General features: G+C 66.9%; 10 protein-coding genes and 4 pseudogenes. 6 read left to right on the plus strand and 8 right to left on the minus strand.

Annotated elements, in window-relative coordinates; all coding sequences use genetic code 11:
- Positions 1 to 13 precede the first annotated feature (13 nt).
- The 3 genes from J1M36_RS11430 to J1M36_RS11440 all read right to left on the minus strand — a co-directional run bounded on the left by J1M36_RS11430 (position 14) and on the right by J1M36_RS11440 (position 4,214).
- Positions 14 to 1,420: an MFS transporter gene (locus tag J1M36_RS11430; RefSeq protein WP_206479704.1), complete on the minus strand. Its 1,407-nt coding sequence runs from the start codon at positions 1,418 to 1,420 to the stop codon at positions 14 to 16.
- 245 nt (positions 1,421 to 1,665) lie between these two features.
- Positions 1,666 to 3,471, minus strand: coding sequence for a biotin carboxylase N-terminal domain-containing protein (locus J1M36_RS11435; RefSeq protein WP_206479714.1), 1,806 nt, complete (start codon positions 3,469 to 3,471; stop codon positions 1,666 to 1,668).
- A gap of 104 nt (positions 3,472 to 3,575) precedes the next feature.
- A complete protein-coding gene (locus J1M36_RS11440; protein WP_206479716.1) occupies positions 3,576 to 4,214 on the minus strand; it encodes a Maf family protein in 639 nt (212 codons plus the stop codon).
- 429 nt (positions 4,215 to 4,643) lie between these two features.
- On the opposite strand from J1M36_RS11440, the gene J1M36_RS11445 reads away from it, so the two are divergent.
- The 3 genes and pseudogenes from J1M36_RS11445 (at position 4,644) to J1M36_RS11455 (ending at position 6,725) form a co-directional block, all read left to right on the plus strand.
- Positions 4,644 to 5,063 carry a hypothetical protein gene (locus tag J1M36_RS11445; RefSeq protein WP_206479718.1) on the plus strand — a complete coding sequence of 140 codons (420 nt, stop codon included), beginning with the start codon at positions 4,644 to 4,646 and terminating at the stop codon, positions 5,061 to 5,063.
- Positions 5,064 to 5,567: 504 nt separating this feature from the next.
- Positions 5,568 to 5,705 (plus strand): annotated as a pseudogene (locus tag J1M36_RS11450) (IS481 family transposase); the annotation flags it as partial.
- Positions 5,706 to 5,861: 156 nt separating this feature from the next.
- Positions 5,862 to 6,725, plus strand: coding sequence for an SDR family oxidoreductase (locus J1M36_RS11455; RefSeq protein WP_206479720.1), 864 nt, complete (start codon positions 5,862 to 5,864; stop codon positions 6,723 to 6,725).
- Positions 6,726 to 6,881: 156 nt separating this feature from the next.
- Here J1M36_RS11455 and J1M36_RS12930 read toward each other — a convergent pair.
- Positions 6,882 to 7,049 (minus strand): annotated as a pseudogene (locus J1M36_RS12930) (IS110 family transposase); the annotation flags it as partial.
- A gap of 70 nt (positions 7,050 to 7,119) precedes the next feature.
- Between J1M36_RS12930 and J1M36_RS11460 the strand changes: the two are divergent.
- The 3 genes and pseudogenes from J1M36_RS11460 to J1M36_RS11470 all read left to right on the plus strand — a co-directional run.
- A pseudogene (locus J1M36_RS11460) lies at positions 7,120 to 7,897 on the plus strand (DDE-type integrase/transposase/recombinase).
- 149 nt (positions 7,898 to 8,046) lie between these two features.
- Positions 8,047 to 8,490, plus strand: coding sequence for a nuclear transport factor 2 family protein (locus J1M36_RS11465; RefSeq protein ID WP_206479722.1), 444 nt, complete (start codon positions 8,047 to 8,049; stop codon positions 8,488 to 8,490).
- Positions 8,491 to 8,517: 27 nt separating this feature from the next.
- Positions 8,518 to 8,909: pseudogene (locus tag J1M36_RS11470) on the plus strand (integrase core domain-containing protein); the annotation flags it as partial.
- On the opposite strand, the gene J1M36_RS11475 reads toward J1M36_RS11470, so the two are convergent.
- From J1M36_RS11475 to J1M36_RS11490, 4 genes are all read right to left on the minus strand, one after another.
- Positions 8,903 to 9,373, minus strand: a complete 471-nt coding sequence (locus J1M36_RS11475) for a DUF779 domain-containing protein (protein WP_206479724.1) — start codon at positions 9,371 to 9,373, stop codon at positions 8,903 to 8,905. The pseudogene J1M36_RS11470 and the gene J1M36_RS11475 sit on opposite strands and share 7 nt — an antisense overlap.
- 27 nt (positions 9,374 to 9,400) lie before the next feature.
- Positions 9,401 to 10,924 (minus strand): aldehyde dehydrogenase family protein, encoded by a 1,524-nt coding sequence (locus J1M36_RS11480; protein ID WP_131333257.1) that lies wholly within the window; start codon positions 10,922 to 10,924, stop codon positions 9,401 to 9,403.
- A 172-nt stretch (positions 10,925 to 11,096) separates the two neighbouring features.
- Positions 11,097 to 12,527, minus strand: coding sequence for a dicarboxylate/amino acid:cation symporter (locus tag J1M36_RS11485; RefSeq protein WP_206479725.1), 1,431 nt, complete (start codon positions 12,525 to 12,527; stop codon positions 11,097 to 11,099).
- Positions 12,528 to 12,639: 112 nt separating this feature from the next.
- Entirely contained in the window at positions 12,640 to 14,376 is a 1,737-nt protein-coding gene (locus J1M36_RS11490) for a DUF885 domain-containing protein (RefSeq protein WP_206479728.1), read from the minus strand.
- Between the last annotated feature and the right edge of the window lie 120 nt (positions 14,377 to 14,496).

Here is a 14,496-nt window from a genome sequence, read left to right on the forward strand (position 1 = left end):
GGAAGCGGAAGGCCTACTTGGCGGCCTTGGTGCCCACGGTGTACATGTTCACGTGCCGGGTCTCGGGGGAGAACCACAGCGCGATGAGCGTGATGACGGCGGCGAAGGACAGGTACAGGCCCACCGCGCCCACGCCGAAGCGCGCGTTGAGCAGCACCGCGATGTAGGGGGTGATCGCCGCACCCAGGATGGACGCGACGTTGTACGCGATGCCCGAACCGGTGTAGCGCACGTTCGTGGGGAACAGTTCGGGCAGGATCGCGGACATGGAACCGAACGTCAGGCCCATGAGGGTCATGCCGATCGTGAGGAAGACCAGCACGCGCAGTAGGGACGCATCCGTGCCCGTGCCCACGAGGTCGGGGTTCATGATCAGGGCGAAGCTCAGGCCGAACAGCAGGATGAGGCTCGTGATCACGAGCTGCGAGGAGCGGCGGCCGTAGCGGTCCGCGAGCCAGCCCGAGACGGGGACCATGGCGGCGAACAGCAGCACGGCGAGCAACTGCAGGATCAGGAACGTGCGGTACTCGATGCCCAGCCCACCGGTCTCCGGCTTGCCGATTCCGTAGGACAGCACCCATGCGGTCATCAGGTAGAACAGAACGTACGTGGCGAGCATGATGAACGTGCCCTGGATGATCTGCACCCACGACGTCTTGAAGACCTCCGCCACGGGGGCCTTGACCTTCTCACCCTGCTGTTCCGCGCGCTGGAACACCGGGGTCTCCTCGAGCTTGATCCGCACCCACAGGCCCAGCAGGACCATGACCACGGACGCGAGGAACGGGATCCGCCAGCCCCACACCAGGAACGGGTGGCCCGTGCCCAGGTGGTGACCCGCGGTGCCGAACTGCATGACCACGGTCAGCAGCAGGAAGAAGCCGTTGGCCAGGATGAACCCGAACGGCGCGCCGAGTTGCGGCCACATCGCGGCGCGGGCCCGTTTGCCCTCCTCCGCGTACTCGGTCGCGAGCAGGGAGGCACCGGACCATTCGCCGCCCAGTCCCAGGCCCTGACAGAAGCGCAGGATCGTGAGGATCAGGGGAGCCCAGATGCCGATCTGGTAGAACGTGGGCAGCAGGCCGATCAGGAACGTGGCGATACCCATGGTCAGCAGCGCGCCGATCAGGGTGGCCTTACGCCCGATCCGGTCCCCGTAATGACCGAAGATCACGGAGCCGATGGGCCGGCCGAAGAACGCGGCGGCGAACGTGGCCATGGAGGCCAGCAGCTTGGCGGTGTCGTTCTCGCCCGTGAAGAACAGGGCGGGGAACACGGCCACCGCAGCGGTCGCGTATACGTAGAAGTCGTAGAACTCGATCGTGGTTCCCGCGAGGGACGCCAGGATCACGCGGCTGCGGGGCACACGTGATTGCTCCGCGGGGGATCCCGGATCCACGGTGGACACGGTGGAAGACATGAAGAACCTCACAGGGACTCAGGGGCGAAATGCCTTCAAGATAAGACCGGCCATACCGCATGGTGAATTCTGGCGTCCACATTCTGAGATGGAACCTCGACGTCGCTCAGTTCTTGTGCTGGGCCAGTCTCGTCGTCGAGCGGATGCGTAGCGGCCCCGGTCCTGTTCCGAACCGGGGCCGCTACGACGGATTGGTGGGAGCTCCGGGGCGATGCCCCGGCCCCGTAAGGCGATGCGCCGGGGCGTCAGCCCGTGATGGAGGCCAGCACGGTGCCGGCGGAGACGGTGTCCCCCTCGGACACGTCCAGGTCTTTGATCACACCGGACTTGTGGGCGGTGAGCGGCTGCTCCATCTTCATGGCTTCGAGCACCACGATCAGGTCCCCCTCGGAGACCTCGTCCCCGTTGGCCACGGCGATCTTCACGATCGTGCCCTGCATGGGTGAGGAGAGGGAATCCCCCGAGGCTCCGCGGGCCGCCGTGCCGCGTCCGCTGCGCTGCTTGCGTGCCTTGGGCTGGGCCGCGTCCGGGCGGGCCGCACCTCCCAGCTGCGGCATGGTCACCTCGAGGCGCTTACCGCCCACCTCCACGACGACACTCTGCCGTTCGGGTTCGTCCGCCGAGGGTTCGGGTGCCACGGTGAAGGGCTCGATCCGGTTGTCGAACTCCGTCTCGATCCACCGGGTGTGCACGGTGAAGGGGGTGTCGTCCGGGGTTGCGAACGCGGGATCGCTCACCACGGCCCGGTGAAACGGGACGACAGTGGGCATGCCCTCGATCGTCAGTTCCTGCAGGGCCCGGCGGGACCGTTCGAGGGCCTGCGTGCGGGTCGCACCGGTCACCACGAGCTTGGCGAGCATCGAGTCGAAGTTCCCGCCCACGGTCTCGCCGGCCTCCACGCCGGAGTCCACGCGCACGCCCGGCCCGGAGGGCACGGTGAACGTGGTGAGCGTGCCGGGGGAGGGCATGAAGTTGCGGCCGGCGTCCTCGCCGTTGATCCGGAACTCGAAGCTGTGTCCGCGGATCTCGGGGTCGTCGTAGCCGAGAGCCTCACCGCGGGCGATGCGGAACTGCTCCCGTACCAGGTCCAGTCCCGAGACCTCCTCCGACACGGGGTGCTCCACTTGTAGGCGCGTATTGACCTCCAGGAAGGAGATCGTCCCGTCCTGGCCCACGAGGAACTCGCACGTCCCCGCGCCCTGGTACTGGGCTTCCTTGAGGATGGCCTTGGAGGACTCGTAGAGCCGCTCGATCTGCTTGTCCGACAGGAACGGCGCGGGTGCCTCCTCCACGAGCTTCTGATTGCGCCGCTGCAGCGAGCAGTCGCGCGTGGACACCACGACGACGCTGCCGAACTGGTCCGCGAGGCACTGGGTCTCCACGTGGCGGGGTGCGTCCAGGAACCGTTCCACGAAGCACTCACCGCGGCCGAACGCGGCGGTAGCCTCGCGCACGGCCGATTCGTAGAGCTCGGGGATCGCGGCGCGCTCACGCACCACCTTGATGCCACGGCCGCCACCACCGAAGGCGGCTTTGATCGCGATCGGCAGGCCGTGTTCGTCCGCGAAGTCCAGGACCTCCTGGGCCGAGGACACCGGGTCGGCGGTGCCGGGGACCTGCGGCGCCTCGACCTTCTCCGCGATGTGGCGGGCCGCGACTTTGTCACCGAGCTGGGCTATCGCCGCCGGGGGAGGGCCGATCCATGTGAGTCCCGCCGCGATCACCGCGGAGGCGAATTCCGCGTTCTCGGACAGGAACCCGTAACCGGGGTGGACGGAGTCAGCACCGGCGCGTCGAGCGGCGTCGAGGATCTTGTCGATCCGCAGGTAGGAGTCCGCGGCGGTCGTCCCGCCCAGTGAGTACGCCTCGTCCGCCATGCGCACGTGCAGCGCATCCCGGTCCGGGTCCGCGTAGACGGCCACGGAGGCAATGCCCTCGTCGCGCGCGGCGCGGATCACGCGCACCGCGATCTCCCCTCGGTTGGCCACGAGGACCTTGGTGACGGGGCGGGTTGCGGTGGCGGCCTCTTGCTGCCGCGAGGTGGTTGTCACGTGATAGCTCCTTGTCGACTCTCTGCCGAAAGGTTAGTGCCCCGCGCCGGGGAACGCCTAAGCGCGGGGGCACCGCGGTGCGGTAACTGTGGAAGATCTACAAATCATTGCGCCCCGCCCTGTGCTGCGGCACCCCACCACGAGGACGCCCGGATCCCTACCCCGGCGAGCAGGGTACGCAGGGTGGACAGGCTCAGCCCGATCACGGCGTTCGGATCCCCGTCCACCCGTTCGATGAACTGGGATCCCCGCCCGTCCAGGGTGAAGGAGCCTGCGACCTGGAGGGGCTCACCCGTGGCCACGTAGTCCTCGATCTCCGCGCGTGTCATGGTGGCGAAGTGCACGTCCGCAGAACAGACCAGGCCGTTGCCGGAAGCCTCGCCCGTGCGCGCATCCACGAGCCAGTGGCCCGTGTGCAGCGTGCCCGTGCGCCCGCTCATGGCGCTGATGCGCTCGATCGCGACGTCCGGCTCGTACGGCTTGCCGTAGGGGACGCCGTCGAGCTCGAACACGGAGTCGCAACCCAGCACGAGCCGTCCCTCTGCTTCCGGAAGCGCTGCGACGGCCTCCGCCTTGGCCCGGGCCAGTAGCAATGCGGTCTCTGCGGGGGTCTCGGGGGCTTCCGCGGCCACGAGGGCGTCCTCGTCCACGTGGGAGACGACGGCGCGGTACGGGATGTGCGCGCGCTCCAACAGGGACGCGCGCGCCGGTGATTGCGAGGCCAGGACGAGAGCGGGGTGCACGCCCCTCACTCTACGGCGGATCGGGTGAGGGGACGTCGGTCCGGTGAGGAGGGGTGTGCTCGCGGGAGGGCCGCGATCATACAAATAGGGACACCCTCAAGTATCTGGATGTACCCTGTGACGTCGGCCGCGCGCGTGGAGAGGGAGGTGGCCCGGATGGTCGAGATCGTGCGTCGTGGTGCGCGCATCCCACGGGACCTCCCCGGCGTCACCGGGTCCCGACCAGCGACAGCATCCCACGCCTCGAACGGGCCCGCGCTGTCCCTCGGGACCGGGCTGGCGAACGGGCCGTCCATAGGAGCCGGGCTCCCGCACGGGCCGTGGCTCTCGGACGGCATCGGCCTTACGAACGCCACCGGGACACCACCGGCGCGGCCTTCGCGATGGCTGTCCCGCCCCCTGACGTCGATACTGCTGGACGCCCTGGCCGTGACCCTGGCCCTGATCCTTGCCAACCAGGTGGTGGCTCGAGGCGCGGTGATCGCCCTGCCGGGCGACGCCGGACTCACGTACCCCCAACTGTCCGTTCCACTGGGAACTGGGTGGCTCGCGGCGCTCGCCACATGCCGACGGGCCGTACGGCTGCCCCGTGGTTATTGGCGCACCGAGTGCCGCTGCATCGCTCGTGCCGCGTTCATCGTGCTCGGTGCGGTGTGCATGGCGGCCGTGGTTCTGCCGCTCGACATCGACCGCCCGTTCATGGCCGTGACGTTCGCCGCGGGGCTGCTCCTGCAGCTCGTGAGCCGGTGGCTCATCCGGCGCGCCGCCCTCCGCCGACGGGACGACCGCGCGCGAACGGCGGGTCCGCACCTGGGATCCGAGGCGCGGAGCGCCGCCGTTCACGAGTGACGCGGGCCCGATGAAGGTGCTTCCTCGCTGTTGTGGGGGATGGGGTTGTTGGCACGGGTGTGGTGGTGAGATGAGGAGCGGGCTGCTCGTCGCGGGATGGAAGTTCCTATGGGCTGACCCCGTTTGGTAGGTCCGGTGGTTGTGTGAGTCGTCCTGTTGCCCGGGGGTCCGGGCAGTGAGACTGGTCAGATCATGACGAACAGCAGGAAGCGTCACACCTCGGAGCAGGTCGTCCGTACAACCACGACCGCCGGCATTCATCGCTCGGCTACCTCGCACCCGTCGACTACGCTCGGCAATGCACCCATCAATCGGAAACCGACGACTCGCACAGCGACCGGACCGAATGAAGGGGGCGGCCCACCTACACCACCCACCCGTACGAGAGAGCCCGTTCATGACCCACGCTAATGCACCCCTGACCCCGACCGGCCTTCTGCGGATGGTGCACCGTCATCTTTACGATGGTGTGCCCCAGGCTCACGTGGCTGCAAAGTTCCGGGTTTCCCGGCCCACTGTGGCCACCTGGGTGTGAAGAAGCTCGGGAGAATCCCCGACGGTGGTGGTTGGTGGGCCCACGGGCGAGGCTCCCGCCAAGCCCTGGCTTCCGAACGCGCCCACAAGCAGCGTGGCGGGTACACCGCCCGCGCCAACCAGCCCCCCGCCTCACGCACCCCCGGATGCAGAATCACTAACTTTCATATCAGTACCTTACTGAGAAGTGCGTACCCTCTTTTCGGAAGTAATCGAAAGGTGGGGTGGTTATACCTTCCGTCAAGGACCCCATGGAAGGACATCATGAGCCTCGTTATCACCGGAGCCACCGGCCAGCTTGGCCGCCAGGTCGTGGAGGCACTGCTGGAGCGCAACGTTCCGCCGCAGGAAATTGTGGCCGCAGGGCGTGCAGTTGACAAGATCGCGGATCTGGCACAGCGCGGTGTCCACGTGAGGAAGCTGGACTACACCGACGCGGCCTCCGTAGGAAAGGCCTTGAAGGGGGCCAGCAAAGTCCTCCTGATCTCCGGTTCCGAGGTGGGCCAGCGGGTGGAGCAGCACCGTACCGTGATCGAGGCCGCTCAGCGCGAGGGTATCCAGCTGGTCGCCTACACGAGCATCGCCAACGCAGACGGCAGTGGGATGAAGCTGGCCGTCGAGCACCAAGCCACCGAGACCCTCCTGGAGCAGTCCGGCGTTCCTTTCGTCCTGTTGCGCAACAGCTGGTATCTGGAGAACTACACCGACCAATTGCCGGGCGTGCTCGCTCAGGGTGCCCTCGTCGGCAGTGCCGGCAATGGTCGGGTGAGCGCCGCCTCCCGCGCAGACTATGCCCAGGCGGCCGCCGCGATGCTGCTGGCCGACGACCAGGCCGGCAGGATCTATGAGCTCGGCGGTGACAAGCCGTTCACCATGGCCGAGCTTGCGGCAGAGGTCAGCGCCGCGGCCGGCAAGCACATCTCCTACCAGGACCTGCCGCCGCGCGAATACGCCGGAATGCTCGTCAGGGTCGGAGTGCCCGAGGGGGGCGCGGAAATCCTCGCAGATTCTGACCTGGGAATAGCCCGCGGAGACCTCCTGGTGAACTCTGAAGACCTGAGCAGGCTCATCGGACGCCCGGCCACGTCCATGGCTGAGGCTGTTCGTTCGGCTGTCGCCGCAATCTAACCTCTCGGTAGAACCTGCATGAGTGGGTAGTTCTGTTTGTCCAACCTTCCAACCGGACAACCAGAACTACCCGCCGACCTCGCCCCTGCCGGCAAACCCCACGCTGACGTCCGATGGTGACGTCTGCCGAGGGGTGTCCAGATACTTCTATGTCGGTCAAGAGCCATTCCCGCTCGGGGTCATAGCGTTGAGGGTTCGATAGACGTGACGGGCTAGGTAGTGCTTGATGCAGCGGCGGATCTCTCGGTCGTTCCTTCCTTCCGCTCGGCGCTTGGTGACGTATAGCCGAGTCAGGGCGTCGTAGGTCATCTTGGTGGTCGAGACCGGGCGTGGGGAACGAGTATGTGATAACTGATCATTAGCGTTGAGAGGCGCTGGCGGGGAGGATGTCATCATGCCCGGTCCTCATCCCAGAGAGTTCCAGCAGGACGTTATCGCGGTCGCTCGCCGTCGTGAGAGCGGAGTCACCATCACATAGATTGCTACCGACGTCGGTATCAGCGAAGCGACCCTGCAGAACTGGCTCCGTCAGGTCGACTGTGACGAAGGAAATCGGCCTGGTCAGACTGCGTCGGACGCGGCGGATGCTCGGGAGCTGAAGAAGCGGATCCGCCTCCTGGAGCAGGACAACGAGATGCTCAGTAGGGCTGCGGCGTATTTGTCGCAAGCGAATCTGCGCCTCGGCGGCTGCCCACACTGACATACCCGCTCGTTGCCGAGCTCGCCGGCGCGGGAAGGGGAACACAACGGGCCCGCCGGTGTTCGAGGACCACCTCCAGCGGGTCTTCCGCGCCGATGAGCCGAACCGGCTCTGGCTGAGGGGTATCACGGGGGATTGGACGAGGGAGGGCGCGCTCTACTGTTGCGCGATCAAAGACGTGTTCTCCAACCGCGTCGTCGGATACTCGATCTCGAACTGGATGACCGCGAAACTCGCCGTGGACGCGGTCCGCAACGCACTCGCCCGCCGAGGCGACGTCGCCGGGTGCATCCTGCACGCCGACACAGGGAGCCAGTTCCGTGGTCGCGCGATGGCCCGGCAGCTGCGCCTGGCCATCGTGGTCTGGATCGAGTGGAAGTATCACCGTCAACGAGCCCAGGACAGACTCGGCGGGTTGACGCCCCTCGAGTTCGAAGCCAAACTAACCAAGCCGCTCACACTCGCGGCCTAAACCGAAACCGTCACTGGTTCGTTCCCTACTCCCAACGTCACGCCCTCTTACAACTGGTACAAGAAGGCATCGAGTACCACCCGGCGCCACCCACGTGGCCAACGCCGCAAACCACTGACACATCCGCTCCCAGGTCAAGGAGCCATCACATGACCCAAACCCGTAACCCCATCCCACCGTTCACCGCCGAAACCGCCGCCCGCAAGGTACAGGCCGCCGAAGACGCCTGGAATACTCGCGATCCCGAGACGGTGGCCCAGGCCTACGGCGTCGATACCGTGTGGCGAAACCGTGACCAGACGATCACCGGCCGGGACCAGGTGATTGCCTTCCTCACCGCCAAGTGGGATCGGGAACTCGACTATCAACTCCGCAAGAACCTGTGGGCGTTCACCGAGGATCAGATCGCCGTGCGATTCCAGTACGAGTGGCACGACCATGACGGCCGGTGGTGGCGCTCCTACGGCAATGAGCTGTGGCGTTTCGACGCACAGGGCTACATGACCCATCGCGAGGCCAGCATCAACGACCGTCCCATTGGTCAGGATGAGCGACGCGTCACCCCAGGCCACGGCGAACTTCCCACCTGGTGAGCCTGTCGCCCAGCGATTGAATGCCCCGCCGAGATCCACGACGACGACATTACCCTCACTGCCACTGCCGTCCTCGTCCGGGCCGTCGAGTGGTTCAACCAGCGTGGTGTCACCGTCGAGAGGTGCTGTCCGACAACGGCGGCGCCTACCGCTCACACTTGTGGCGACACACCTGCATCGACCTCGGCATCCGGCACAAGCGCACGAGGCCGTATCGGCCGCAGACCAACGGGAAGATCGAGCGGTTCCACCTCACCCTGGCCGACGGCTGGGGCTACGCCCGCTGTTACACGAGCGAGGCCGAGCGCCGCGGGAAACTCAAGGGCTGGCTGCATGCACTACTACAACCACCACCGCCCCACACAGCCTGCGGGAACCAACCAACCTTCTCACGATTGACCAACGTCTCCGATCAGTACACCTCGATCCCACACAGTTCGCTGCGGGTGAGGAAGCGCCGGCCCGTAGGGGCCTCGAGGGAGAAGCCCCCACCGCGGCCGGGAACGGCGTCGATCACCAACCGCGTGTGCCGCCAGTACTCGAACTGCTCGGCGGAGATCCAGAACTCCAGGCCCCCGAGATCCTCGCCGGTCGGGGACGGCAACCGGGCGGTGCCCAGCAGGACATCGGCCGCGCCCGTGCGGAACTCACCGGCGGGGAAGCACATGGGCGAGGAACCGTCACAGCATCCCCCGGACTGGTGGAACATGAGGGGTCCATGTTGCTCCCACAGTTCCTGCAACAGGGCCACTGCGGGCCCGGTGAAACCGACCCGTGAGGTGGTCTCACCGGGTACCGCAGCGGTCGCCTCGAGCACCACGGGGTGTTCGGGATCCACGATGTCCGCCGGGGACGGGTCCGCCGGTGATGAAGGGGTGCTCATGACGGTTCCTCGCCTTCCGGTCAGGGTCTAGAAGAAGCCCTGCGCGTTCTCGGTGTAACTCACGAGCATGTTCTTGGTCTGCTGGTAGTGGTCGAGCATCATGAGGTGGTTCTCCCTGCCGATGCCCGAGGACTTGTAGCCGCCGAACGCGGAGTGCGCGGGGTAGCTGTGGTACTGGTTCACCCACACGCGGCCGGACTGGATGGCCCTGCCGGCGCGGTAGGCGGTGTTACCGCTACGAGCCCACACACCGGCGCCCAGACCGTAGAGGGTGTCGTTGGCGATCGAGATAGCGTCGTCGTACGAGCCGAACTTCGCCACCGAGAGCACCGGACCGAAGATCTCCTCCTGGAAGATGCGCATGTCGTTGGTGCCCTCGAACACGGTGGGCTGCACGTAGTAGCCGCCAGCGAGGTCGCCCTCGAGCTCGGCGCGCTCGCCGCCGATGAGAACCTTCGCTCCCTCCTTCTTGCCGATGTCCAGGTAGGACAGGATCTTCTCGAGCTGGTCCGTGGAGGCCTGCGCGCCGATCATGGTGTCGGTGTCGAGCGGGTTGCCGGCGGTGATACGAGAGACGCGGTCGACCCCGTCCGCGAGGAACTGGTCGTACATCGATTCCTGGATCAGCGCGCGCGACGGGCACGTGCAGATCTCACCCTGGTTCAGAGCGAAGAACGCGAAGCCTTCCAGGGCCTTGTCGTAGAAGCCGTCCTTCTGCTGGGCGACGTCCTCGAAGAAGATGTTGGGCGACTTGCCCCCGAGTTCCAGGGTCACCGGGATGATGTTCTCGGACGCGTACTGCATGATGAGTCGGCCCGTGGTGGTCTCACCGGTGAACGCGATCTTGCGAATGCGCTTGTTGGACGCGAGCGGCTTGCCGCACTCCACGCCGAAGCCGTTGACGATGTTGACCACGCCGTCCGGGATCAGGTCTTGGATCAGCTCCATGAGCACCAGGATGGACGCCGGGGTCTGCTCGGCGGGCTTGAGCACCACGCAGTTGCCCGCGGCGAGCGCCGGGGCGAGCTTCCACACGGCCATGAGGATGGGGAAGTTCCAGGGGATGATCTGGCCGACGACGCCGAGGGGCTCGTGGAAGTGGTACGCCACGGTGTCCTCGTCCAGCTGGGACAGCCGCCCTTCCTGCGCGCGGATCGCACCGGCGAAGTAGCGGAAGTGGTCGATGGCCAGGGGGATGTCCGCGTTGAGCGTCTCGCGCACGGGCTTGCCGTTGTCCCAGGTTTCTGCGACCGCGATCACCTCGAGGTTCTCCTCCATGCGGTCCGCGATCCTGTTGAGCATGAGCGCTCGCTGCGCGGGCGTAGAGGCGTTCCACGACGGCGCTGCGGCCCACGCGGCGTCGAGTGCGGCCTCGATGTCTTCGGCCGTTCCCCGGCCGACCTCGGTGAACGCCTTGCCCGTGACGGGGGTGACGTCCTCGAAGTACTGCCCCTTGACCGGGGGCACCCACGCGCCGCCGATGAAGTGTTCGTAACGGGATTTGAAGCTGACGACGGATCCGTCCGTGCCGGGCTGGGTGTACACGCTCATGGCGACCATCCTGTTGTCCGAAAGTGAGGTGCACCACACTATAGCCAGGCCCCCGACATCATGACAGGCACCCGCATGCCCCCTCATGCGTACACAATGTGCACACGCAACGGGGCGGCCCGGGAGAACCCGGACTGCCCCGTTCACAGAAAGTGCCGGTGGTCGGTGGCGCCTACTCGGTGCGTTGCCCGTCCGACGGCGCGGCGGGAGCGTACGCGTGCGAACCCTGCTCACCGGAGTGGGCGGGCTGCTCCATGAGGGCGGCGTCGTCCTTGAACGGCTCACCCGAACGCGGGGCGTCGTAGAGCCGGGTGTCCAGGATGCCTTCGCGCTTGGAGACGATCGTGGCCACGAGGGCCTGACCGGTGACGTTCAGGGCGGTGCGGCCCATGTCCAGGATCGGGTCCACGGCGAGCAGCAGGCCCACGCCGTCGAGCGGCAAGCCCAGCGTGGACAGCGTCAGGGTCAGCATGACCGTGGCACCGGTGGTGCCGGCGGTCGCGGCGGAACCCAGGACGGAGACCAGCGCGATCAGCACGAAGTGCATCGGGGTCAGGGGCACACCGTAGAACTGCGCGACGAAGATCGCGGCGATCGCCGGGTAGATCGCGGCGCAACCGTCCATCTTGGTGGTCGCACCCAGCGGGATCGCGAAGGACGCGTAGTGCCCGGGGACACCCAGGTTGCGCTCGCTCACGCGCTGCGTCATGGGCATGGTGCCCAGGGACGAACGGGAGACGAAGCCCAGCTGCATGGCGGGCCACACGCCCGAGAAGAACTGTTTGACGGACAGCCCGTTGAGCTTGATCAACAGGGGGTAGACCACGAAGGCCACGAGCAGCAGGCCCACGTAAACCGTGATCACGAACTTCACGAGCGAACCCATGGAGGTCCAGCCGTACTCGAACACGGCGCGGCCGATGAGCCCCAGGGTGCCCAGGGGAGCCAGGCGGATGATCCACCACACGACCTTCTGCATGATGGCCAGCGCGGACTGCATGAAGGTCAGGAACGGCTCGGCGGCCTTGTCGACCTTCAGCGCGGCGATGCCGATCACGAGCGAGACCACCAGGATCTGCAGGATGTTGAAGTTCACGGCGGTGGTCACGGTCTCCGGATCCACGACCTTGGAGCTGGTCTCCAGACCCAGGAAGTTCACGGGGATCAGGCCCTTGAGGAACCCGAGCCACGAGCCCTCGCTGCCGGAATACGTGCCGGGCTGTTCCTGGCCGGTGCCCACACCGGGCTGCGCGATGACACCGAGCAGCATGCCGATCACCACCGCGATCAACGCGGTGATGGCGAACCACAACAGGGTCTTCCACGCGAGGCGCGCGGCGTTGGAGACGTCACGCAGGTTGGCGATGGAGGAGATCACGGCCGTGACCACGAGCGGGACCACGGCGGCCTTGAGGATGGTGACGTAGCTCGTGCCGATCGTGTCCAACGTGGTCATGAGCCAGTTGGGGTTCTCCTCGGGGTCGCCACCCATGGCAGCGGCCAGCGATCCGAGGAGAAGACCCAAAATCAGAGCGATCAGGATCTGCCACCCGAACGACGTCATCCACCGCGGGAGACGGCGAGTACTTTCTGCGGAATTCATGCGCCCAGGATAGGCCCGGGTATCCTAAACGGCACGGGTCACATGACGAAATATGACAGCGTGACACGGGAATAAAATCCCGTACCCTGAAGAATCCCTGAGAATCCGCCGCCTACAGGGCCAAGGCGTACGAGAGTGTGTCCAATCCCACGGAGCCCAGGCGCAGTGCGCGGGCATGAAACTGCCTGAGGTCGAAGTCCGCTCCCTCGCGCGCCATGGCCTGCTGCCGGGCGTCGAGCCACATCTGCTGGCCGATCCGGTAGGACGGCGCCTGACCCGGCCATCCCATGTAGCGCAACCATTCGAAGCGCAGCACGGAATCGGCCATCACTACGTTGTGGCGCAGGAACGCCCAACCGTCGTCGGAGGTCCAGGTCTCACCCGCGCGCGCGCCGCCCAGCAGGTCCCCGAGCACCTCCGGGATCTCGAAGCCGCAGTGGAATCCCACGTCGAAGATCACGCGCACCGTCCGCAGGCGCTGCGAGTCGAGCATGCCCATCCGATCCCCGGGGTCGTCCAAGAAGCCCAGCTCGGCCATGAGTCGCTCGGCGTACAACGCCCAGCCCTCGCCGTGACCGGAGACCCAGATGCCCATCCGGCGCCATCTGTTGAGCTCACCCGCGTTCGCCAGGGCTGTGGCGATCTGCAGGTGATGACCGGGGACACCCTCGTGGTAGACCGTGGTGGTCTCCTCCCACGTGGCGTGCTGGGAGACGTTCTCGGGGACGGACCACCACATGCGCCCGGGCCGGGTGAAATCACCGCTCGGGGGCGTGTAGTAGATGACGCCGTCGTGCGTGGGGGCGATCCGGCACTCGAGTTCGCGCATGGGCTCGGTGATCTCGAAGTGGGTGTCCGCGAGGGTGTCCAGTGCGGCGTCTGATAGCCGCTGCATCCAGGCCTGCAGCTCCTCGGGGGAGTGCAGTTGCCGTGCGGGGTCCGCGGTGAGGGCGGCCATGGCCTCGGGGATGCTCGCTCCCGGCTGGATCTGCTCCGCGATCCGGCGCTGTTCGGCATCCAGCTCGAGCAGTTGCTGCACCGCCCAGTCGTAGACCTCGCGCGGGTCCAGCCGGGCGCCCAGGAACGAGGCGAGGTGCAATCGGTAGTCGTCAATCCCGCACGCGTCCGATTCCCGCGCCCCGGGGGCGAACTCCTCGCGCAGTGCCCGGGCGACGGCGCGGTACGCCTCGCGCGCAGCGTCCGCGGCGCGGCGCAGCTCCTCGCGCACGCCCTCCGGCGCGGCGGGGTCGTTCGTGAGAACCGCGAAGGAGCCCTCGTCCGACGCGTACTGCTCCGCCTGCTGGGAGGCCTCCACGATCTGCGGGGCGGACGGCGGGCGGTCCAGTTCCACGGCCTCGCGCAGGCCCTCGAGGTACTGCTCCAGGGCCGCGGGGATGTTGGCCATCCGGCCCGCGATGTGCTTCCACTCCTGCTCCGTGTCCCGCGGCATGGCGTCCAGGATCTGCCGGATCTCCTGCACCGGGGACGCGATGTTGCTGACCACGGACACGTCCAGGTTCGCCTCGTGGCGGTCCAGCTGCAGGCGCAGCTCGTCGCGCAGCGCGTGCAGCGTCACGCGGTCCACGTCGTCCTGGGGCTCCGCCCGTTCGACGAGCTCGAGCGTGGTGCGGGCCAGTTCCGCGGCGGCCGCGCGGCCCGCGGGCCCGTAGTCCGGGTAGTCGGTCTCGTGGCCGGGAATGCCGTTGAACGTGGCGGCGCTGGGATCCAGGGCCATGCAATGGTCGAAGTAGGTTTCTGCGAGGGTGTCCACGGCGGTCGCGGAGCGGTGCGTGGTGCCCAGGGGTGCCAGGGGTTCGCGGCTCTGCGGGGTGGAGTCGATGTGCGTCACAGAGTGTCACCCTAGTCACGCTCCGGCCGGCGGCAAGCACCCTGGCGAGTCCGACACGCCCGGGCGGTGTGCGCTCGCACGTCGGCGCTGTCGCAATTCGGCGCGGCGACGGCGCGGTTC

The organism is Kocuria sp. KRD140 (assembly GCF_017168375.1).
GTDB classification, from domain to species: Bacteria; Actinomycetota; Actinomycetes; order Actinomycetales; family Micrococcaceae; genus Kocuria; species Kocuria marina.